Genomic DNA, 20,961 nt, shown 5'->3' on the forward strand with positions numbered 1-20,961 from the left:
GGCCTACGCCCGCCCCGTCGTCCCGGCGCGACCATCGCGTCGGTTGAGTCGCTGCAGCTCATCGATGCCGACGTGCAGCGCCGCCACCTCGCGGTCCAGGTCGGCGCCGAGCTCCGAGAGCGCGTCGTCGGAGGTGCCCGAGAGGCCGGAGGCGACCGCGTTCCGCACGCGGCGCACGAGCAGCTCGACCTGCTCGACGCGCACCCTCGCGGCCGGCAGCTCCTCGGCGAGCACGTTCGCGTCGGTCTCGCTCTCCATGAGCCGCAGCTGCAGGTCGAGTACGGATGCCTCGTGGCCGACGCGTCGGAACAACCGCGGCAGCTCGCCGCTGGGGCCGGCTCCGAGCGCGGCGAGGCCGACGGCCGCGCGCCCGCTGCGCACGGTCTCGTCGAGTCGCACCCGGAGCGCGAGCACGGTGCGCTGCGGTCCCCTCGCGACGCGCGCCCTCGCGCGCAGCGTCGCGCCGCCGACGGCCGGGCTCCGCCGGATCCGGCGCACCACGGATCTGAGGATGAGCACGACCCCCACGACCACGCCGATCGAGAGCAGCACGATGACGCCGAGCATGATCAGCACGAACTCGATACCGGTCACGGGGCACCACCCTCTCGGGATGCGACGGGCCACGTCGCTTCGCGCACGCGATATAACGCGTGTGCCGGTCAAGATACCCCTGATCGCGACGCTCCGGCACCCCCCGCGGCGACTTTCAGGCCAGACTCCGGGCGAGCCGTCCGTGCCCCGGCCGACGCGGCCGGCACGTCAGCCGACGTGCTGGCCTCGGAGGGCGTCGAGCAGGGCCGCGGGTGTCTGCGGGTCCGCGAGGGAGACGGCGAACTGCGTGTCCGACGTGGTGGTGACCACGAGGCCGGGGCCGGTGCGGAGCACGATGGCTGAGCGGCCCGGCATGATGCGATATCCCCACCCGCCCCATTCGCCAGGGCGGAGCTCGGTCGCCTGTGCGGAGCGCACCCGGTCGAGCGGGATGCGCTTGAGCGGGATCCCGAGCACGAGCGAGGTCACCCGGAGTCCGCGCCAGTCGACGCTGACCCGCAGGCGGATGAAGCTCGCGACGAGGACGAGCGCGACGGCCATGATGAGCAGGCCGAACGTCGCGCCCCCGGCTTCGCCGGCCACGAGCATCGGGACGTAGATGACCCCGGCGAGCACGACGAGGACGAGGCTCGCCCAGACGAAGATGTTGGCGGTGATCGTCCGGCTCCAGGCCCCGACCTCGGTGCTGCCGAGCTCGATCGGCTCGACCGGCTCAGCCGGCTCGGCGACCTCGAGGTGCGCGCGCGGTGCGACCGCGTACGGAATCGCACCGTAGAGGGCGCAGGCCAGGAAGGCGATGATCCATGGTCCGAGCACGGCGTCCTCGGCCGCGCCGGCCTGGATCGTGAGCCAGGTCGGCACGAGCCAGATCGTGACCGCGAGCCCCGCGGGCATCCCGATCCAGCACAGCGCGGCACGCTTCGCGCGCGCCGGCACCCGCTGGATCATCGCGGTGACGATGGCCGCGATCGCGGCGGCGCCGGTGACGCCGAGGGCGAACCAGAAGACGCCCATCGTGGGCAGGGTGTCGTCGGCGGCACCCGCATCCGACCAGTGCGAGGCCACCCGCTCGGGCAGCACGTCCTGCCAGGCGAGGAACGAGCCGAGCACCGCGACCGCCGGAAGCACGAGCAGCGCGACGGCGACGATCCAGCGCGTGCGGGCTCCGGCGTTCAGCACGCGCGCTCCACGAGCCCCGCGATCTCGCGCGGCGAGAGTCCGAGCTTCCGGGCCTCGACGGCCAGCTGTGCCGCCAGCTCGTTCACGCGCACCATCGCGCCGGTCGCCTCCGGGCGCACCCACGCGCCCCGTCCTTGCCGCATCTCGATGAGTCCTTCCTCGCGCAGGCGTGCATACGCCCGCAGCACCGTGTGCATGTTGACGTGCAACGCCCGGGCGAGCTCCCGCGCTGCCGGGAGCCGTTCACCCGGAGCGAGCTCGCCGGAGACCACACCGCCGCGCACCTGCGTCGCGATCTGGTCCGCGAGCGACAACGTGGAGGCGGAGTCGACGCGGAACAGCATGTTCGCAATGGTAGTAGAACAATGTGCGCGCCGGGCGCGCACGACTCGGCGCGCGCACCACACTCGACGAGCTGAGCGGATACCCCGGGGCATCCGCTCAGCTCGTGGACTCATCGCCCGACGTGGGCGACCGACTCAGCCGTCGAGCGCCTGCCAGCGGTTGAGGAACGTCGCGAGCTCCTCGCGCGACGACGTCGCACCCGGCCGGAACGTGTCCTTCACGGTCGTGAGCCGCTCGGCCGCGAGCCACTCGATGGCCCTGAAGTACGTCGACCCCACCGCGACATCGCTGAACGTCGCCGTCGCCGGAGCTGTGAACGACGGCGCCGATCCCCGGAACAGGAACGCCGCGAGGTGCTGGCGCTTGAGCGTGTCATCCGGACCGAACGAGCCGTTGCCGTACCCGAAGGCGACCCCGATGCTCGCGAGGTACTCGACCGCGGTGTACGCGGGGTGGTCGGCCGGAACGTCGGCGAACGTGGGCGCGGCGGGCGCCTCGAACGCCGGCGAGCCGGCGAGCCGGTACAGCGCGATCGCGGTCGTGGCCCGCGTCGCGGGCGCCTTCGGGTCGAAGCGCACGATGCCGTCGTCCCCGCGGACCCCGTCGATGACCCCGGCCGCACCGGCCCAGCGCACGTTCTCGGTGTGGCCGCCCGCGGTCAGGTCCGCGAACCTGGGCAGCACCGCGGCGGTCGCCTCCGACGTGGCCGACGCCGGCTCGGCCCCGGCGCGGGTCCCCGTGACGGTGACCGCGAGCGTCGCGCCCGCGAGGTCGTCGGCCGGCGTGAACTCGGCAGCCGTGGCGTCGGCGATGGGCGAGCCGTCGGCGAGCCACTGGTAGGCGAGCTCCGTGCCGTCGCCCCAGTCGCCGGCGGTGGCCGTGAGCGGCTGGCCGACCTGCGCGACGCCGTCGACCGTGGGTGTCGGCGCGGGCTCGGGCTCCGGCTCGGGTGCCGTGCGGGTCATGACCGCGTTGATGCCGGTGAACGCGCCGCCGTTCGGCGCCTCGAGCACGGTCGCGGTCTCCTGCGTCGGGGCGTTCTCCCAGTACTGCGTGACGTAGGGCTCGGCCGCGTCGCTCGTGTCCTCGAACTTGACGACGTAGTCGCCCGGCGGCAGGCCGCCCATGCCGAACGCGATGTCATCGCCGGCCCCGCCGAACAGCTCGGGTCGTGCCCAGACGCCCGGCGCGCGCTCGTAGAGCACCTGCGCGTACGCGCCGGTCGCGGGTCCGCCGTGCTCATCGATCACGGAGCCCGAGATGCTCACCCCGGGTGCGGTCTGCACGTCGACCCCCGTCGCGGCCTGCTCGGCCGAGACATCCACGACCGTCGCCTCGTCGCCGAAGTAGACGCCGCCGTGATAGGTCGTCGCCCACTGGCCGCTCGAGGAGCCGTACGAGACGACCGTGTACTCGCCGGGGGCGAGACCCGAGACCTCGTAGCCACCGGCCGCGTCCGAGCGGTCCGAGGTGACGCGCTGCCACGCGCCGGCCGAGTCCATGCGGAGCACGTCGAGGTAGGCCTCAGCCGCCGGCGCGCTGCCGTCCTCCGTGAGCTCGGTCAGCGTGCCCGAGAGGGCTCCGCCGGCGGTGAGGTTCGCGTCGATGCCGTCGACCAGGTCGCCGGGCTGCACCGCGAGCCGGGTCGCCGCGGCCTTCTCGCTCGCCTCCTGCCAGTACTGCTGCGCCCAGCCGCCCTCGAAGTCCGCGAACTCGACGACGTAGTCGCCGGCCTCGAGACCCCCGAGCCGGTACGTGCCGTCGGCGGCGGTCTCGGCGGTGACGGGCTCGACCCATCGATCCGACGATCCGTCGTACGTCGCGGTCACCGTGAGCCCCTCGACCGGTGCGCCGTCTCCGGCGACCGCGCCCTCGATGACACCACCCGCGTTCAGCTCGAAGTCGGCCGCGAACGACTGCCCGGCGGCGAGGTCGACGCGCGTGGCCGCCGCAGGGTCGTACGCGTCCTGCCAGTACTCGTCGACGAGCTCGGACTCGCTCCCCCAGCCGGGTCCGGCCTCGAACAGGTACTCGCCGGCGGGCAGGCCCGTGATCGTGTAGCTCCCGTCGGCGGCGACCGACGCGCCCCCGCGCGTCGAGGTCAGCTGATCCGAGAGGTAGGCGTAGACGTAGCCGCCCGCGACCGGCTCGCCGGCCTCGTCGATGACCCGGCCGGTCACGCTCGCGCCGACCTCGAGCGTGGGCTCGATGACCGCGGCCTCACCGGCCGTCACCGTGATGTCGGTCGCGCCCTCGAGCGCGTCGGCTCCCTCCCAGTACTCGGAGACGTACTGCGCCGTCGCCGCCTGCGGGTGGACCACGGCGCGGTACGTGCCGGGCTCGAGTCCCGCGATCGAGAAGCTGCCGTCGGCGGCGGTCCGGGCGTCGGTGCCGTCGGCCCAGAGCAGGTTCCAGCAGTCGCGCTGTGCGAACGGGTCGAAGTCGGGAGCGCAGTGGAAGAGCTGCACGAGCACGCCCTCGAGCGGGGCACCGGCCTCACCCGTCACGGTTCCGGCGATCGATCCGGTCGGCTCGGGCTCGGCCGCGAGCGCGGGCGAGCCGACGCCCGCGAGTCCGGCGGTCAGCGCGAACGCGCCGAGCGCCGCGAGGACCCGCCGCCGGCGCGGGGCCGGGGGCGATGGAGGCGTGAGGGAGTGCATGGGACGTCCTTCCGTACGAGTCGGGAATGGCACGCTCTTCACGCTATAAACGGAGAATCGTCTTCACCATGGGGAGGACTCCCCGTCTCAGCAGCCGATGAAGCCTGCAAGATTGGGTCATTCAGGCCTGCGAGATTTCGTCATTCGGTTGTGCGAGATTTGGTAGTTAAGACATGCGAAATTTGGTAGTTACGACCCGCGAGATTTGGTAGTTTAGACCAGTGTCCGACGCCGTCATTCCCATCCACGCTCGCCGAATCGAGACACTGCTCGGCGTTCTCGCGGCCGAGGAGCCGGTCATCGCGCTTCACGGCCCCCGTTCGGTCGGCAAGTCGACCGTGCTCAGGCGGTTCGCGGACGCGAATGGAGCGACGGTCATCGATCTCGACGATCCCGTGGTCAGGGACGCCGTCGCGGCAAGTCCTTCCATCGCGATCGACGCGGCCCCGCCGCTCTGCGTCGACGAATACCAGCACGTGCCTGATCTCCTCGACGCCCTCAAAGCACGCTTGAACCGCGATGGCGCGCAGCCCGGTACCGCGGTGCTCACCGGCTCCACTCGACAGGACGCGCTCCCGCGCACCGCGCAAGCACTCACGGGTCGGCTTCACAACCTGGTGATCTGGCCACTCTCGCAAGGTGAGCTCACTGGTACCCGTGAGGACCTCGTCACGAGCCTCCGTGACGCACCTGAGGCGACCGTCGCGCGTTGGCCCACCTCAGCGACCTCGCGAGGAGAGTACCTCGATCGGATCTGCGCGGGCGGGTTACCGCTCGCCGTGACGCGAGCCGAGCCGGCCCGAAACCGCTGGTTCGACGACTACATTCGCGCCTCGATTGAACGAGACGCGATGGAACTCGTACGGGTCCGAGAACGACATGTGCTCAACGATGTGCTCGGCCGGCTCGCGGGGCAGACCGCGCAAGTCCTCAATGTGAGCACCGCAGCGGCCGGTCTCGGCGTCGAACGCAAGACGGTCGAAGGGTACGTAAAGCTGCTCGAGGACCTCTTCCTGGTCACCCGCCTTCCCGCCTGGGGCAAGACGCTCAACGCCCGGGCGACCTCTCGCCCGAAGATTCATGTGGTCGATTCCGGCCTGGCGGCCCGGCTCCTGCGCCTCAGCCCGGCGAAGCTCGCTTCGCTCGACCCGACCGCACTCACCGAGTTCGGACATCTCCTCGAGACGTTCGTCGTGGGCGAGCTGCGCAAGCAGATCTCGTGGTTCGAAGAGCGGGTCATGAGCGGGCACTGGCGTCTCAGCGACGCGGACGAGATCGACTTCGTGATCGAGTTCGACGACGGAAGGGTGCTCGCGTTCGAGGTGAAGGCCGCCGAACGGGTCGCGGGCCGTGATTTCAAGGCCCTGCGCCTGCTGCGGGATGCGCTCGGATCACGCTTCATCGCGGGCATCGCCCTGAGCACCGGTCGCCGCTCATACAGCTACGAGGACCGCCTGCACGTCATGCCGATCGACCGTCTCTGGCGAACGAACGACCTGATGTCGGGTATGTCGATGGCGTGACGGGTGCCTGGCTCTCGCCGTCAAGCCCTGCCCGCATCCGCGGCGGCCGCCGTACGGTAGCGCCATGACCGGACGCGACGAACCCAACACGCAGGGCGATCCCGACGAGAACACCGAGGCGGACACCGCCTCCGGCGGTGCGCCCGAGCCGCCCGACACCACGGACGAGAACGACCGCCCCGTGGACAACCCTTCGGGCGGCTGAGGGTGGTGTGATGGAGGGGTGACTGCGCCCGAGAACGCCATTTCGCTCACCATCGCCGGAACACCCGATCTGCCCGGTGAGGTGCTGAAGTCGCTGTACCGCATCACCCGGCGCTCGACGGTCGAGCTGCGGCATGCGATCCGAGACGGCGAGCCCGTGTACGTCGCGGCACTGTTCGGCAACGACCACCTCGACGTCGTGCCGCGGCTCGAGAAGACCGCCGACTACCTCACCGGGCTGGGCCTCGGGTTCACGATCCACGAATGGCTCGACGGCGCACGCGAGGAGATCTCCGTCGAGACCATGCGCGCGATCATCGAGTCCGCGGACGGCAACGACGGTTAGTCCGGCTCCCGGTCGCCCGCTCGCGTCTCATCGCCCGGTCCGATGCGCACGCAGCAGCCGGGCGGGGCGGGCTCGAGCCACACCTCGCGATCCTCGTCGGCGCCGTCGGCGAGGCCCTGGACGAACGAGACGTTGGCCGCGCAGATGAGCGCGGTGTGGCGTGCGGCGAGCCGGTGGAACGGGCAGTTGGTCAGGCGCAGGCCGCCGTCGAGGTCGGGGGCGGGCTCGTATCCGAAGTCGTCGAGCACCTCGGTGAGCGATGGGGTCCCGTCGGCCAGCTCTCGACCCCTGGCGTGTGCGACGTCGGCCAGGCAGTCGCGGATCGGCGCACCGGTCCGGTCGGACACCTCGGCCGCCGTCGCGAGCAGATCGCCCGCGAGGTCGTAGCTGCGCGGTGGGATCGAGGCGCTCACCTCTTCGGCCGCCACCGAGTAGAACTTCGCCGGGCGGCCCGCCCCGGGTCCGCCGCGACCCGACCGGCGCGCGAAGCCCGTCGTGAGGACGCCGACGGCGACCAGGCGGTCGAGGTGGAACGCCACGGTCGACCGCGGCAGCCCGGTCTGCTCGGCCAGCTCGTCCCGGCCGAGCGGAGTCTCGCTCCGCCGGATCAGCCGGTAGAGCGTCAGCCGGCTCGGTTCGGCGAGCGCCGCGATGACCTCGGCATGATTCGCGGGCCCGGATGCTTCCATCTTCCGATTATCTCTAAAAATGTGGTTCTTGACAAAAGAATTCGAGCGGACGTACGCTCGCCTCAGATCGCTGGAGGCGGACATGTCATGGTCGAGTGAATCGGATGACGAACCCACCCTGAGGCTCGTGAACCCGCCCTCCGACGCCGCCGACGCGGCACGAGCCGGCGCCGCACCGGCTCGAGACGGCGGGGCCGCCGAAGCGGCGATCCGGCAGTTCCTCGGGGCGCTCGGGCGTGACCTCGCCGACCCGAACCTCACCGACACGCCCCGTCGTGTGGTCCAGGCGTTCGACGAACTGCTGAGCCGAGCACCGCTCGACCTGACCACGTTCCCGAACGACGAGGGCTACGGCGAGCTCGTGCTCGTCCGAGACATCCCCTTCGTCTCGCTGTGCGCGCATCACCTGCTGCCGTTCCGCGGCACCGTCCAGGTCGGATACCTGCCGACCGACCGCCTGCTCGGCCTCTCCAAGCTCGCCCGGGTGGTGGCGCACTTCGCACACGACCTGCAGCTGCAGGAACGGCTCACGGTGCAGATCGCCGACTTCCTCCAGGACGCGCTCGACGCCCGCGGCGTGGGCGTCGTCATCGAGGCCGAGCATCTGTGCATGTCGATCCGTGGCGTCCAGGCCGGCGGCGCGGTGACGCGCACCTCCCGGTTCACCGGCGCACTCGCCTCGACCGGACCAGCCCAGTTCGCCGGACCGGCGCACTTCGCCGGACCGGCGCAATTCGCCGGGACGCGGGCGATCTGACGACCCGATCGAAGGAGCAGCCGATGTCCACCTCGAATCCCGAGCACGTCGTCATCGTCGGTGCCGGCCTGGCCGGAGCGACCGCGGCGAAGACCCTCCGCGAGGAGGGCTTCGACCGAGGCATCCACCTGATCGGCGCCGAACGGCACGCCCCATACATCCGTCCGCCGCTGTCCAAGGGCTACCTCGCGGGGACCGAGGGTCGCGACTCGATCGACGTCGTGGACAGCGCCTGGTACCGCGAACACGACGTCGACCTGCAGACCGGCGCCCGCGTCGCGGCGCTGGACCGCGACAGCTCGCACGTGCGGCTCGAGTCGGGCGCGACGATCCGATACGACGCGCTGCTGCTCGCAACCGGGTCGACCCCGCGCCGCCTGCCGATTCCGGGCGCCGAGCTCGGGGGCGTCCACGTGCTGCGCACCGTGGACGACTGCGAGACCATCCGAGGCGTCATCGCCGAAGGCGGAACACGCGTCGTGCTGATCGGCTCGGGCTGGATCGGCATGGAGGTCGCCGCCACCGCACGCTCGCTCGGCAACGAGGTGACCGTGCTCGAACGCGACCCGGTTCCCCTCGCCGCGGCCCTCGGCGAGGAGCTCGGCCGGTACTTCGCCGACCTGCACCGCCGCAACGGTGTCAGCATCAGGCCGTCCGTCGCGGTCGACGCCATCGTCGGTGCGCACGGCACCGCCACCGGCGTGCGTATGGCGGACGGCGAGGTCGTGGCCGCCGACCTGGTGGTCGTCGGCGTCGGGGCCGTCCCCGCGATCGAGCTCGCCCGCGACGCCGGGCTCGCGGTCGATGGCGGCGTCCTGGTCGACGCCGCACTCCGCACGAGCGACCCGCGCATCTTCGCCGCGGGCGATATCGCCGCCGCCGAGCACCCGATCGCCGGCGTGCGACTGCGCAGCGAACACTGGGCGAACGCGCTCACGGGCGGTGCCGTGGCGGCACGGTCCATGCTCGGGCAAGCGGTCGTGCACGATGCGATCCCCTACTTCTATACCGACCAGTTCGACCTCGGCATGGAGTACGCCGGCTTCGCACCGCTGACCCGTGAGGCACGGATCGTGTACCGCGGTGACCCGTCGTCGGGCACCTTCGTCGCGTTCTGGATGCAGGGGCCGCGCGTCGTCGCGGGCATGAACGTGAACGTGTGGGACGTCAACGAGTCGATCCAGGCGCTGGTGCGGTCCGGCGCATCGGTCGACGAGCGGATGCTCCGCGACGAGTCCATCCCGCTGGACGACGTCGCCGACGTCGGCGAACTCGGAGAGGCACGGCCATGGACGCCGTCCGCGAGCTGAACGACGCAGGAGTCAGCATCTGGCTCGACGACCTCTCGCGCCCCCGCATCCGCTCGGGCGAGCTGAAGCATCTCGTCGGCCTCGGGCTGGGTGGGGTGACCACGAATCCGACGATCTTCGCCACCGCGTTCGCCGAGGGAGCCGACTATCGAGACCGGCTCGCCCGCCTCATCGAGGCCGGCGCGAGTGTCACGACCGCTGCCGTGACGCTCATGGCCGACGACTTGCGCGCGGCCTGCGATCTGCTCCGCCCCGTGCACGACCGGACCGGCGGCCTCGACGGCTGGGTCTCGATCGAGGTCAGCCCGACCGCGGCGCACGACGCGCGAGGCACGATCGCCGAGGCGCATCACCTGCGCGAGCTCGTCGGGCGCCCGAACGTCTTCGTGAAGATCCCGGCCACCACGGCCGGCATCGACGCGTTCGAGGCGTGCATCGCGGCCGGTCAGAGCATCAACGTGACCCTGATCTTCGGGCTCGACCGGTACCGCCAGGTGATCGACGCCTACCGAACGGGGCTGCAGCGGGCTCTCGCCGCAGGACTTCAGCTCAGGAGCATCCGCTCGGTGGCGTCGTTCTTCGTGTCGCGAGTCGACGTGGAGGTCGATCGCCGGCTCGCCTCGGCGACCGGCGACGGCACGGCCGATCTCGCGGGCCGGGCCGCGATCGCGAACGCGCGTCTCGCCTACGAGCTGTTCCAGCAGTCGCTGCGCGATCCGCGCTGGATCGAGCTCGCCGAGGCCGGCGCCCACGTGCAGCGCCCGCTCTGGGCGTCGACGGGCGTCAAGGATCCGAGTCTGCGCGACACCCGCTACGTCGAAACGCTCGTCGCTCCGGACACCGTGAGCACCATGCCGCAGAAGACGCTCGACGCCGTCCGCGACCACGGCGTCATCAGGCCCGGCGCCCTCGAGGACGGCATCGCCGACGCGCACGATGTGGCCGCGGCGCTCCAGGAGGTCGGCATCTCGCTCGAGGACGTCGCGACGACGCTGGAGGCGGCCGGGATCCGCACGTTCTCGGAATCGTGGGATCGCCTCATCGCCACCGCCGGGCGGCGGGATGGCGCGGCCGGTTGAGCTAGCCGACGTCAGGCCAATCACTGGTCAGGTACGCCTCCACGGCACGGTGCCGGAACGTGTACGGCTTGCCCCGATCGATGATCCCGCGAACCGAGTCGAGGCGCTGCGACGTCGGGCCTGCCGCAGTGGCCTTGTCGAAGCCCATGCCGGACGCGATGCGGGTCAGCGTCCGCTCACCCGGCGGCAGATCGGCCATCACCTGGACGAACTCGCGTTCTCGCCCAGGCAGCCTCGCGAGAATCCGTTCGACGTGGTTCGCGGCCTCCGACCTCGCGGCCTTCCAACCGTTCAAGACCTGCGACCGCGTGATGACGTCGCCCGTCCCGGCGTACCACGCGCGTTCTCCGGCGAGCTGGAACAGGAACGGCTCGCCGCGGCAGAGCTCGACGATCGCCGCCACCGCCTCCGGCTCCATGTGGATGCGGCTCAACACCCCGGCGCCCTCGTCCACCGGCCAGCCCTCGATGACGAACTGCTGCAGAGCGGTTGCCAGGTCGGCTTCTTCGAGCGCAGTGAGGGTGGTCGTCTTGAAGCGGCGCGCGAACGTCGCTCCCATATTCGCGCCGGCCAGGTCTGCGAAGTCGGGAAGACCCGTCAGATACACGGCGATCGGCAACGACCTGAGCACCCGGATGTTGCCGGGGGCCACGACCTCCTCCTCGTGCACGAGCGCGTCGCCGAGCGCGATCAGCAGTTGCGACAGTGCGTTCTTGTCGGTGATGTTCTGCACTTCGTCGACGTGGATCAGCACGACGGCGCCGTGTTTCATCGCCGCGCGACCGATCTCGACGAGCAGAGCGGTCAGCACGGTGAACGGCTCAGGACCGTCCTGCCGACGCATCGTCAGCGAGATTCCACTGACGGCGACGGCCTGCACGCTCTTCAGCGCGCTTCTGATCCGCTCTTCTCGCGCAGCGGCGAGGCCTGCGTCCTCGGCGAGCCTGAGCAGGGCGTCGGCGATCAGCTTCAATGGGTCGGCGCCCGACGGGATGCGCAGCTGCGGCGTCACCCAGTCCCCGGAGGCGGCCGCCTCACGGGCGATCCGCCGGACGAGCGTCGACTTTCCGAGCCCCGCCTCCCCGAGAATCGTCCGACCACGCTCGGGCAATCCCGCATTCCGACGAGGACGAACGATGTCGCGCCAATCGCTCAGTTGCTCGGTCCGGCCTGCCCAGACCGCCGGAACGCTGTCGGACCCAGGGCTGAATGGGCTATCGAGCGGGGTGCGCATCTTGATAACTTTATCAGGTTCCGTAGTCGGCGATAAAGTTATCACGAGCCTGCGTCCCGAGAACCCCGCCCGCAGCCGACAGAATCGGACCGGAGAAGTCGGGTGGATCGGCGCCTGCCTCGACGACAGTGGTCCTTCGAAGGGAGCGGTCATGATCGGGATCCTCAACCGGCTCGTCGACGAGATCGAGCAGCGCCTCGGCGAAGACCTCGACGTCGACGAGCTCGCCGCCTCGATGGGAACGACGGGCTATCACGCACGTCGCATGTTCTCGTCGCTGGCGGGCATGCCGGTGTCCGACTACGTGCGGCGGCGACGTATGACCGTCGCCGCCGCGGACGTCATCGGAGATGAGGATCTGCTCACGATCGCGGTGCGGTACGGGTACGGCTCGGTCGAAGCGTTCGGGCGAGCGTTCCGCGCCGTGCACGGCGCCCGTCACGGCGACGTCCGCCGGGACGGCGGCCCCCTTCGCAGTCAACCTCAACTCAGGTTCCGCCTGACCGTCGAAGGGAGCACCCCCGTGGATGCCCGAATCATCGAACGACCCGCCTTCCGTCTCATCGGCCACGCCGCACGCGTGCCGCTGATCCATGAGGGCGTCAACCCGCACATCCAGCGGCACATCACGTCGCTGCCCGTCTCCGAGCATGAGCGCCTCAAGCAGCTCAGCGACACCGAGCCGTCCGGACTGCTGCAGGTCAGCGCGGACGTCGACCCCGACTCGACCGAGGGCAGCGAGTTGACCTACCTGCACGGCGTGGCCGTCGAGGTCGCGTCAGTGCCTCCCGCCGACCTCGACGTCATCGACGTCGACGCGGGGCCGTGGGTGGTGTTCCGGACATCCGGCCCGCACCCTGCCGCCTTGCAGGGCGCGTATGCGGCGTCCGCGACGGACTGGTTCCCGTCGAACCCGTGGCGGCTCCGGCCTGGTCCGTCGATCGTCGCCGTGCTCGAGAAGTCACCGGATTTCAGCACCGCGACGTGCGAGCTCTGGTTCCCCGTCGAGCGCGCCTGAACCCGCGCGAGGCGTGGCACATCAGGGCACGACCGCTAGGAGCGCACCAGCCGTGCGATGGCCGCGCTGGCCTCCTTGATCTTCTGGTCGGCTTCGTCGCCGCCGGCGCGGGCCGCGTCGACCACGCAGTGCGTGAGGTGGTCGTCGAGGAGGCCGACGGCGACGGCGTCGAGGGCGCTCTTCAGCGCGCTGATCTGCGTGAGGATGTCGATGCAGTACTTCTCCTCGTCGACCATGCGAGAGATGCCGCGCGCCTGGCCTTCGATGCGTTTGAGCCGGTTGAGGTACCGCTCCTTGTCGGTGATGTATCCGTGGTGGGTGTGGTGCTCGTGCGTGTCGACGGTGGTCATGGGAGCGCTCCTTCGTGAGCAGAGGTTCAGGCGGTCGGGCGGGCGGTGCTGGCGAAGCCGCGGAGCCGGAGGCTGTTGCCGACGACGAACACGCTCGACAACGCCATCGCCGCGCCCGCGAGCATCGGGTTGAGCAGCCCGAGCGCCGCGACGGGTATGGCCGCGACGTTGTAGGCAAAGGCCCAGAATAGGTTGGACTTGATGGTGCCGAGCGTGCGGCGCGACAGGCGGATCGCGTCGACCGCACCGCGCAGGTCGCCGCGGACGAGCGTGAGGTCGGACGCCTCGATCGCGACATCCGTGCCCGAGCCCATGGCGAGACCGAGATCAGCCTGGGCGAGCGCGGGAGCGTCGTTGACGCCGTCACCGACCATCGCGACGACCTTGCCTTCCCGCTGAAGCCGAGCGACGACGTCGACCTTGTCGGCGGGGAGGACCTCGGCGATGACCTCGTCGATGCCGACCTCCGCCGCGATGCGCCGAGCGACGGTGTCGTTGTCGCCGGTCAGCAGCACCGGCGACAACCCGAGGGCTCTCATCTGGGAGACGGCCTCAGCGCTCGTGGGCCTGACCGTGTCGGCGACGACGAGGATGCCCCGCGCGGCACCGTCCCAGCCGACCGCGACCACGGTCTTGCCCTCGGCCTCGGCCCGGGCCTTGGCCGCAGCGGTCCCGGGAGTGAGCCGGAGCGCCCACTCGGCGAGCAGCGCTTCACGTCCGACCAGCACGGCGTGCCCGTCGACGACGCCCTGCACACCCTTCCCCTCCAGGTTGGTGAACCCTTCGACGTCGGGCAGGGTGCCGACCTCGGCGGCCGCGGCGGCCGCGATCGCCTGGGCGATGGGATGCTCCGACGCGTACTCGAGTGCGCCGGCCAACCGCAGCAGCTCGAGCCGGTCGGCGCCCGGCTCCACGATGACATCGGTCAGGGTCATCCGCCCGCTGGTGACGGTCCCCGTCTTGTCGAGCACGATCGTGTCGACCGTGCGGGTCGACTCGAGCACCTCGGGACCTTTGATCAGGATGCCGAGTTGCGCCCCCCGGCCGGTGCCGACCAGCAGCGCGGTCGGCGTGGCGAGGCCCAACGCACACGGGCACGCGATGACGAGGACGGCGACGGCGGCGGTGAAGGCGGCGGATGCGGGGAAGCCGGCTCCGAGCCAGGCGCCGAGGGTCGTGGCAGCGATGAGGATCACGATCGGCACGAACACGCCCGAGATCCGATCGGCGAGGCGCTGCACCTCGGCCTTCCCGGTCTGCGCGTCCTCGACGAGCTTCGCCATCTGCGCGAGCTGCGTGTCGGAGCCGACGCGCGTCGCGCGCACCACCAGCCGGCCGCCGGCGTTGACCGTGGCGCCCGTGACCGGGTCACCGGCGACGACCTCGACGGGCACCGACTCACCCGTGAGCATGGAGGCGTCGACGGCGGACGTCCCCGACACCACGACGGCGTCGGTCGCGATCTTCTCGCCGGGGCGCACGATGAACTCATCCCCCACCCGGAGGTCGTCGATCGGGATCTTGCCCTCGACGCCGTCGCGCAGCACCGACACGTCCTTCGCGCCCAGCTCGAGCAGCGCCCGCAGGGCGGCACCCGCCTGTCGCTTCGACCGCTTCTCGAAGTACCGTCCGGCGAGGATGAACACCGTGACGCCGGAGGCCACCTCGAGGTAGATGTTCGCCGAGCCGTCGGTGGGCGCGAGCGCGAACTCGAAGCCGTGGGTCATGCCCGGTGTGCCCGCGGTCCCGAAGAACAGGGCGTACAGCGACCAGGCGAACGCCGCGAGCGTGCCCATCGAGATGAGGGTGTCCATGGTCGCGGTGCCGTGACGGAGATTCGCCCACGCCGCCCGGTGAAACGGGAACGCGCCCCACACGACCACGGGTGCCGCGAGCGCGAGCGACGCCCACTGCCAATAGGTGAACTGCAGGGCCGGGATCATCGCCATCGCGATGACCGGGACCGAGAGCACGATCGACACGAGGAGCCGATCGCGCAGCGACGTCAGTTCCGGATCCGCGGCGCCGTCGGCGCCCGCCGGACCGTCGGCGTTCGTCTGCTTGGGGGCAGGGAGCACCGCGGTGTACCCGGTCTTCTCGACCTCGGCGATGAGCCGGGCGGGGTCATAGCCCAGCGGCACCGTCACCTTGGCCTTCTCGGTGGCGTAGTTGACCGTCGCCGCGACGCCGTCGAGCTTATTGAGCTTCTTCTCGATGCGCATGGCGCAGGATGCGCATGTCATCCCACCGATCTCGAGCTCGACGCTCGGCCCGGTCGGACTCGTCGCTTCCACCGTGCTCATCGTGCTCATCGTTCCTTCCATCGTCATCGCGCCGGGTCAGTGCCCGTGCGGCGCTTCCTCGTGCGGCGCTTCCTCGTGCGGTGCTTCGTGCGTCTTCGCGTCGTTCGACCCGTGGCCGGTCGCGTCGAGCACGAACTCGGCGGTGTGCACCTGCCCGCCGACCTGGAAGTCGAGGTAGAGCAGGTATCGGCCGGCGGTGGGGGCCTCCGCCATGAATGCGATCTCGGGCCCTGACGTGTCGCCCGGCTGCGGCTCGTCGCCGTCGGCGTGCACGTGCAGGTAGGCGAGGTCGCCGTCGCGGAGCGCGACGAGATGCCCGAACGCCCCGAGGTACGGCTCGAGGGCGGTGACGGGCTCGCCGTCGCGGCTGACCGAGATCGTCAGGTCGCTCATGCTGGCGGCGACCAGATCGCCGTCGATCGTCACGGTGTAGCCGTCGACCTCGTCGGTCTGCGTGACCTCGGCCGCGACGGGCCGATACTCGCCGGCCACCTGCACCGTGCGGGTCAGCGTCACGCCTTCGCCATCCCGGTCGCCGGGAGTGAAGTCGGCGTACAGGCGATACGTACCGGCGGCGTCCCACTCCCACGGAAGCGACCACGTGCCGGAGTCCGCTTCGAGTGCGGGGTGGACGTGCCGGAAGCCGGTGCCGTCGCTGCGGACGACGATGAGATGCAGGTCTTTCTCGTGAGCGACGGCGTACTCGGTGAGCGGCTCGCCCTGCGCCGTCATGATCTGAAAGCGCAGCTCGCCGGCTTGCCCGGTCACCGCTGGCGCGGTCACGGGCGAGAGGACGTAGCCGCCACTGGAGAGCGACACTCCCGCCGGAGCGCCAGAGGCGGTCGCCGTTCCCATGTTGGTGTTGCTCTCGTCCTTCATGGTCTCTCCCTCACTCGGGCCGCCCGCGGGGCCGCCCGACGGATCGCCGGGGACGGCCACGGCGGCAACGCCGAATGCGGCCGCGAACGCGACCACTGCCCCGGCGGAGAACAGGCCGAGCCGTCCCGCGGCGTTCATCAGACGCGAACGGCCGAGTAGCCGGCCTCGTCGACCGCCGCCAGGACGTCGGCATCGGCGACCGGCTGATCGGTGGTCACGACGAGCTTGCCGGTCTGCGCGCTCACCCGGATCTCCTGGACTCCTGCGACCTGACCGACCTCCTCGCGGACGGACATCTCGCAGTGACCGCACGTCATGCCCGTCACCTGGTACTCGGTCGTCGTCATTCCTGCTCCTTCGGTCGGTACCCCTACGGGGTATGTCCGTCCACCGTAACATATACCCCGATGGGGTATTCCCGCAGAGGGCGTTTCGCGCAGGACGAGACGGTACGAGTCGGCGGAAGCGGAGTGGCCCTCGCTCAGGCTCGGTCACGGTTCGGGCGTCGCCCACAGACCCGCGGGCGACTCGGCCACCGCGGCGAGCTCGTGAATCCACCGCTGGTTGAGGGCGGGCGATGCAGGCTCGGCGTAGACGATCTCGACGTGCGCGCGCTCAGTGATCCAAAAGGTCTCCGACCCGTCCCCGTCTTCGAGCGTCAGTGGAAACGGCTCGCCTCGCGCAAGCTTGTTCATGATCACGGGCTCGAGGTGAGCGAGAAGACGATCGTCCACCTCGACCACTCGTCCGGCGCCGTACCTCAGCTCACCCATGCGAGACCCTTCCCCTCCCGTGCACACTCTGCGTCTCGAGCGGGCCGACGAAAAGGGGGTTGCGTCTCCGCGTACTGCGTTGCACCGTCGTCTCACGAACGGATCAGCTGCGATCTCAAGGGCGACACGCGAAAGGAGTATCGTGCGTGCATGGGAACCCTGTTCTATGGAGAGACGGGCACCCCGATTCAGGTCGAGGATCGGACGTTGGCCCATCTGAAGGTCGCGATCATCACCAAACTGCGCCGCGGCGAGAGCTTCACACTGTCATGGGGTCGCACGGTCGACCATCCCGCCGGGCGTTCGACGATCTGGATGCATCCGACCATCCCGCTTCGGTTCATGTTCGACGAACTCGAGCGGCCGGACCTCAACCGGAGCTGGATCGACCAACTGATGCGCTCTGCGAACTCGACGGGTGGCATCCAACTCGTCGAAGAGGACATGACCGCGAAGCCCGCGGTGGACGAGAGAGAGGCATCGGCGACATGAACGACCGATCAGACGACCTGAAGTCCGACTCGGATCTCGCGATCGAGCGTGCTCTGGAGGCAGCGAATCTGCGTGCGGGCGATGCGCTCGGCACCTCGACCGGCGCAGTCCTCGACGATCGCGAACCTTCTGCGGTCGAGGCCGGTGACGTCAGCGCGGCGGTCGACGGCGACTGACCCTCAGTTCTGACGCAGGAGCTCGAGGAACTCGTCGGCCATGGCGAGCTGCTGTTCGAGCTTCGCGCGCCGGCTCACGGTCTCGTCCACGAAGTGCTGATACGAGGCCGCAATGGTGCCATCCGCGTGCCCTGCGCGACGGGCATCGATGATCTTCAACAGCTCGCTCATCTCTTCGAGCGAGAACCCGAGCGGCTTCATCCGACGGATGAGCATGAGCCGGTCGAAGTCCGACTCCGTGTACAGCCGGAACCCGCCCTCACTCCGCCCGGACGGCTTGAGGAGCCCGGTCTCGTCGTAGTGGCGGATGGTGCGCAGGGAGAGTCCGGTGCGTTCGGCGAGCTCGCCGATGTGCATGGTGGCGTCGCCGCTCATCCCGCTCCTCTCGAACTTCGCAAAACCTACCCTTACGTTAGGGTAGGGTTCTGAACGCCGGCTGATCAGCCGCACTGCCGTCTCACGGCCGCGCAATGGGGCGCCCCACGACACTCATCACCAGGCTCGTCGAGCCCCCCAACCCCGGGAGACCCTACATGGCTGCCGCCCAGAGCCCCGACACCACGCGGTATCGCGCGGAACCGTCAGTGCTCACCGCGCTTCGCACACCTCGAATCCTGACAAGGAGGTCCTCGCGGGCCTCGTCGTCGCGCTGGCGCTCATCCCCGAGGCGATCTCGTTCTCGATCATCGCGGGCGTCGACCCGCGGGTCGGGCTGTTCTCGTCGTTCGTCATGGCCGTCTCGATCGCGTTCCTCGGCGGCCGCCCCGCGATGATCAGCGCCGCGACCGGCGCGGTCGCGCTGGTCATCGCACCCGTGGCGCGCGAGTACGGCATGGACTACTTCATCGCCACCGTGATCCTCGCCGGAGTCTTCCAGCTCGCGCTCGGCGCACTCGGGGTGGCGAAACTCATGCGGTTCATTCCGCGCAGCGTCATGGTCGGCTTCGTCAACTCGCTCGCGATCCTGATCTTCACCGCCCAGATGCCGCACCTCATCGACGTGCCGTGGATGGTCTACCCGCTGGTGGCCGCCGGCCTCATCATCATGGTGCTCATGCCACGGGTGACCAAGGCCGTCCCCGCGCCGCTGGTCGCGATCGTGCTGGTCACCGCGGCGGTCGTCATCGCGGCGATCAACGTGCCGACCGTCGGCGACCAGGGTGAGCTGCCCAAGAGCCTGCCCGAGCTGTTCATCCCGAACGTGCCGCTCACGTGGGAGACGTTCACGATCATCGCCCCGTACGCGCTCGCGATGGCCCTGGTGGGTCTGCTCGAGTCGCTCATGACCGCGAAGCTCGTCGACGACGTCACCGACACCCACTCGAGGAAGACCCGTGAAGCGCTCGGCCAGGGCGCCGCGAACGTGCTCTCCGGGCTGTTCGGCGGCATGGGCGGCTGCGCCATGATCGGCCAGACCATGATCAACGTCAAGGTCTCCGGCGCGCGCACGAGGATCTCGACGTTCCTCGCCGGCGTGTTCCTCTTGATCCTCGTCGTCGTCCTCGGCGACCTCGTCGCGATCATCCCGATGGCCGCGCTGGTCGCGGTCATGATCATGGTCTCCGTCGCGACCTTCGACTGGCACTCGGTGCGCTGGTCGACGCTGAAGCGGATGCCGAAGAGCGAGACGACCGTGATGGTCGCCACCGTCGCGGTCGTGGTCGCCACGCACAATCTCGCGATCGGGGTGATCGTCGGCGTGATCGTCGCGATGGTCGCGTTCGCGCGTCGCGTCGCGCACTTCGCCACCGTCCAGCGCCGGGTCGAGCTCGACGAGCCCGTGCCCACCGCGTACTACACCGTGAACGGTGAGCTGTTCTTCGCCTCGTCGAACGACCTCACGACCCAGTTCGAGTACGCCGACGACCCCGACCGGATCGTGATCGACATGTCCGCCTCGCATGTCTGGGATGCCTCGACCGTCGCCGCCCTCGACGCGATCACCACCAAATACGAGCACCACGGCAAGCGTGCCGTCATCGTCGGCATGAACGAGGCCAGCACCGAACTGCACGGCCGGCTCGCCGGCACCCTCGGCGCCGGGCACTGAGCCCGGCCCGCACGAGGGCGCCGATGACGCGCCTCGATCGTCAGCCGACCGGCGTCGTGGCGAGCTCCCGAGCGCGACCGGCACGCTTCAGGGACTGCAACGCGACGGCGACGTCGGCGTGCTGCAGACCGGGAAGCCCGCCGATCGTCGACGAGATGAAGCCGTAGAGCGCGGCGTCCGACTCGAGCGCGACCTCGCCGCAGAGGTCGCGCTCCCCGGTGGTCGCCGAGATCATGAGCGTCGACGGATGCTCCGCCAGGAGCTCACCCGCGCGGCTCAGTTGCGTGGGGTTCACGCTCAGCGCCACGAACGCGTTGACGGGAAGTCCGATACGTTCGGGCTCGACGACGGTTCGCATGCGCAGCGCTCCCGCCGACATGAGGGACTCGACGCGTCGCCGCACCGTCACCGCGCTCGCGTCGCACCGTTCGGCCAGACGCTGCCAGCTGATGCGTCCGTCCTCACCGAGCGCCGCGGCGATCCGATGATCGAGGGCGTCCGTCTTGACCTGACGGTCCGGAAGCGGGTCGCTCCAGGGATCGAGGCGGTGCGCGCGCAGCTGCCCGACGACCTCGGCGGGCAACAGGTCCGGGAGCCAGCTGTGCGGCGTCGCGAACCGCCGGATCACCTGGTTGCTCCACACGGCGAGCACCCCGTCGAGGGCGGGCAGTCGCTCGAGGGTGATCGCGAGCAGATGGTCGTTCGAGGTGTAGCCGATCTCCGCGATGCAGTCCACGCTGCCCGTGACGAGCTTCACCGAACCGCACTCGGGCCACCCCGAGAGACGCTGCGCCGTTCGATGCGCCTCGCCGGGCCGGCAGCGTAGCCGGACGAACACCGAGCGCGTGCGGCCGGTCGCCTCGCCGTCGAGGACGCCGATGACGCGCACCGCGCCGGTGCTGAGCAAGCGCGCGACCCTCCGGCTCGCCGTGGCCTCCGACGTGAACACGGCATCGCTGATCTGCGCGTTCGTGGCACGCGGGTTGGCCAGGAGCGCCCCCGTGATGCGGCGATCGAGGTCATCCACGAACTGCACCTT

General features: G+C 70.1%; 22 protein-coding genes and 1 pseudogene. 10 read left to right on the forward strand and 13 right to left on the reverse strand.

Annotated features, from left to right (window positions below; genetic code table 11):
- Positions 1 to 3: 3 nt before the first annotated feature.
- The 4 genes from RH864_RS05140 to RH864_RS05155 all read right to left on the reverse strand — a co-directional run bounded on the left by RH864_RS05140 (position 4) and on the right by RH864_RS05155 (position 4,739).
- Positions 4 to 594: a hypothetical protein gene (locus RH864_RS05140; RefSeq protein ID WP_310516452.1), complete on the reverse strand. Its 591-nt coding sequence runs from the start codon at positions 592 to 594 to the stop codon at positions 4 to 6.
- Between the two features lie 168 nt (positions 595 to 762).
- Entirely contained in the window at positions 763 to 1,734 is a 972-nt protein-coding gene (locus RH864_RS05145; RefSeq protein ID WP_310516453.1) for an SdpI family protein, read from the reverse strand.
- Complete coding sequence (locus RH864_RS05150; RefSeq protein ID WP_310516454.1) at positions 1,728 to 2,078, reverse strand: GntR family transcriptional regulator; 351 nt, start codon at positions 2,076 to 2,078, stop codon at positions 1,728 to 1,730. The genes RH864_RS05145 and RH864_RS05150 overlap by 7 nt, the downstream gene beginning before the upstream one ends.
- Before the next feature lie 135 nt (positions 2,079 to 2,213).
- The gene (locus tag RH864_RS05155) at positions 2,214 to 4,739 is read right to left on the reverse strand and encodes a carboxypeptidase regulatory-like domain-containing protein (protein ID WP_310516455.1); all 2,526 of its coding nucleotides are present in this window, start codon (positions 4,737 to 4,739) and stop codon (positions 2,214 to 2,216) included.
- A 221-nt stretch (positions 4,740 to 4,960) separates the two neighbouring features.
- Between RH864_RS05155 and RH864_RS05160 the strand changes: the two genes are divergently transcribed.
- From RH864_RS05160 to RH864_RS05170, 3 genes are all read left to right on the forward strand, one after another.
- The gene (locus tag RH864_RS05160; protein ID WP_310516456.1) at positions 4,961 to 6,262 is read left to right on the forward strand and encodes an ATP-binding protein; all 1,302 of its coding nucleotides are present in this window, start codon (positions 4,961 to 4,963) and stop codon (positions 6,260 to 6,262) included.
- A 64-nt stretch (positions 6,263 to 6,326) separates the two neighbouring features.
- Positions 6,327 to 6,467, forward strand: a complete 141-nt coding sequence (locus RH864_RS05165) for a hypothetical protein (protein WP_310516457.1) — start codon at positions 6,327 to 6,329, stop codon at positions 6,465 to 6,467.
- 18 nt (positions 6,468 to 6,485) lie between these two features.
- Positions 6,486 to 6,812 (forward strand): hypothetical protein, encoded by a 327-nt coding sequence (locus RH864_RS05170; protein ID WP_310516458.1) that lies wholly within the window; start codon positions 6,486 to 6,488, stop codon positions 6,810 to 6,812.
- Here RH864_RS05170 and RH864_RS05175 read toward each other — a convergent pair.
- Positions 6,809 to 7,501, reverse strand: coding sequence for a helix-turn-helix transcriptional regulator (locus tag RH864_RS05175; RefSeq protein ID WP_310516459.1), 693 nt, complete (start codon positions 7,499 to 7,501; stop codon positions 6,809 to 6,811). The two genes, RH864_RS05170 and RH864_RS05175, sit on opposite strands and share 4 nt — an antisense overlap.
- A gap of 82 nt (positions 7,502 to 7,583) precedes the next feature.
- On the opposite strand from RH864_RS05175, the gene folE reads away from it, so the two are divergent.
- Genes folE through tal form a run of 3 tightly spaced genes read left to right on the forward strand, consistent with a single transcriptional unit; the run spans position 7,584 to position 10,647 of the window.
- Complete coding sequence (gene folE / locus RH864_RS05180; protein ID WP_310516460.1) at positions 7,584 to 8,258, forward strand: GTP cyclohydrolase I; 675 nt, start codon at positions 7,584 to 7,586, stop codon at positions 8,256 to 8,258.
- 23 nt (positions 8,259 to 8,281) lie between these two features.
- A complete protein-coding gene (locus RH864_RS05185) occupies positions 8,282 to 9,568 on the forward strand; it encodes an NAD(P)/FAD-dependent oxidoreductase (protein ID WP_310516461.1) in 1,287 nt (428 codons plus the stop codon).
- Positions 9,547 to 10,647, forward strand: a complete 1,101-nt coding sequence (tal, locus tag RH864_RS05190; protein WP_310516462.1) for a transaldolase — start codon at positions 9,547 to 9,549, stop codon at positions 10,645 to 10,647. Before RH864_RS05185 ends, tal begins: the two co-directional genes overlap by 22 nt.
- A 1-nt stretch (position 10,648) precedes the next feature.
- Here the strand turns inward: tal and RH864_RS05195 are convergent, their stop codons facing one another.
- Positions 10,649 to 11,881, reverse strand: coding sequence for an ATP-binding protein (locus RH864_RS05195; protein ID WP_310516463.1), 1,233 nt, complete (start codon positions 11,879 to 11,881; stop codon positions 10,649 to 10,651).
- 151 nt (positions 11,882 to 12,032) lie between these two features.
- Here RH864_RS05195 and RH864_RS05200 point away from each other — a divergent pair, with 151 nt between their 5' ends.
- Positions 12,033 to 12,899 carry an AraC family transcriptional regulator gene (locus tag RH864_RS05200; RefSeq protein ID WP_310516464.1) on the forward strand — a complete coding sequence of 289 codons (867 nt, stop codon included), beginning with the start codon at positions 12,033 to 12,035 and terminating at the stop codon, positions 12,897 to 12,899.
- A 35-nt stretch (positions 12,900 to 12,934) separates the two neighbouring features.
- Here the strand turns inward: RH864_RS05200 and RH864_RS05205 are convergent, their stop codons facing one another.
- From RH864_RS05205 to RH864_RS05225, 5 genes are all read right to left on the reverse strand, one after another.
- Positions 12,935 to 13,249, reverse strand: a complete 315-nt coding sequence (locus RH864_RS05205; protein WP_310516465.1) for a metal-sensitive transcriptional regulator — start codon at positions 13,247 to 13,249, stop codon at positions 12,935 to 12,937.
- Positions 13,250 to 13,275: 26 nt separating this feature from the next.
- Positions 13,276 to 15,552 (reverse strand): heavy metal translocating P-type ATPase, encoded by a 2,277-nt coding sequence (locus RH864_RS05210; protein WP_396129944.1) that lies wholly within the window; start codon positions 15,550 to 15,552, stop codon positions 13,276 to 13,278.
- A 36-nt stretch (positions 15,553 to 15,588) separates the two neighbouring features.
- Complete coding sequence (locus tag RH864_RS05215) at positions 15,589 to 16,569, reverse strand: heavy-metal-associated domain-containing protein (protein WP_310516467.1); 981 nt, start codon at positions 16,567 to 16,569, stop codon at positions 15,589 to 15,591.
- Positions 16,569 to 16,778 (reverse strand): heavy-metal-associated domain-containing protein, encoded by a 210-nt coding sequence (locus RH864_RS05220; protein ID WP_310516468.1) that lies wholly within the window; start codon positions 16,776 to 16,778, stop codon positions 16,569 to 16,571. The genes RH864_RS05215 and RH864_RS05220 overlap by 1 nt, the downstream gene beginning before the upstream one ends.
- A 144-nt stretch (positions 16,779 to 16,922) precedes the next feature.
- A complete protein-coding gene (locus tag RH864_RS05225) occupies positions 16,923 to 17,204 on the reverse strand; it encodes a DUF7882 family protein (RefSeq protein ID WP_310516469.1) in 282 nt (93 codons plus the stop codon).
- Between the two features lie 150 nt (positions 17,205 to 17,354).
- Here RH864_RS05225 and RH864_RS05230 point away from each other — a divergent pair, with 150 nt between their 5' ends.
- Together RH864_RS05230 and RH864_RS05235 are read left to right on the forward strand one after the other, a co-directional pair.
- The gene (locus RH864_RS05230; protein WP_310516470.1) at positions 17,355 to 17,696 is read left to right on the forward strand and encodes a DUF7882 family protein; all 342 of its coding nucleotides are present in this window, start codon (positions 17,355 to 17,357) and stop codon (positions 17,694 to 17,696) included.
- Positions 17,693 to 17,872 (forward strand): hypothetical protein, encoded by a 180-nt coding sequence (locus RH864_RS05235; protein WP_310516471.1) that lies wholly within the window; start codon positions 17,693 to 17,695, stop codon positions 17,870 to 17,872. Before RH864_RS05230 ends, RH864_RS05235 begins: the two co-directional genes overlap by 4 nt.
- A gap of 3 nt (positions 17,873 to 17,875) precedes the next feature.
- Here the strand turns inward: RH864_RS05235 and RH864_RS05240 are convergent, their stop codons facing one another.
- Positions 17,876 to 18,247, reverse strand: a complete 372-nt coding sequence (locus RH864_RS05240) for a MerR family transcriptional regulator (RefSeq protein ID WP_310516472.1) — start codon at positions 18,245 to 18,247, stop codon at positions 17,876 to 17,878.
- A 158-nt stretch (positions 18,248 to 18,405) separates the two neighbouring features.
- On the opposite strand from RH864_RS05240, the pseudogene RH864_RS05245 reads away from it, so the two are divergent.
- Positions 18,406 to 19,922: pseudogene (locus RH864_RS05245) on the forward strand (SulP family inorganic anion transporter).
- Between the two features lie 40 nt (positions 19,923 to 19,962).
- Here RH864_RS05245 and RH864_RS05250 read toward each other — a convergent pair.
- Entirely contained in the window at positions 19,963 to 20,949 is a 987-nt protein-coding gene (locus tag RH864_RS05250; RefSeq protein ID WP_310516473.1) for an Lrp/AsnC family transcriptional regulator, read from the reverse strand.
- Between the last annotated feature and the right edge of the window lie 12 nt (positions 20,950 to 20,961).

This window comes from Agromyces aerolatus (genome assembly GCF_031432255.1).
GTDB lineage: Bacteria > Actinomycetota > Actinomycetes > Actinomycetales > Microbacteriaceae > Agromyces.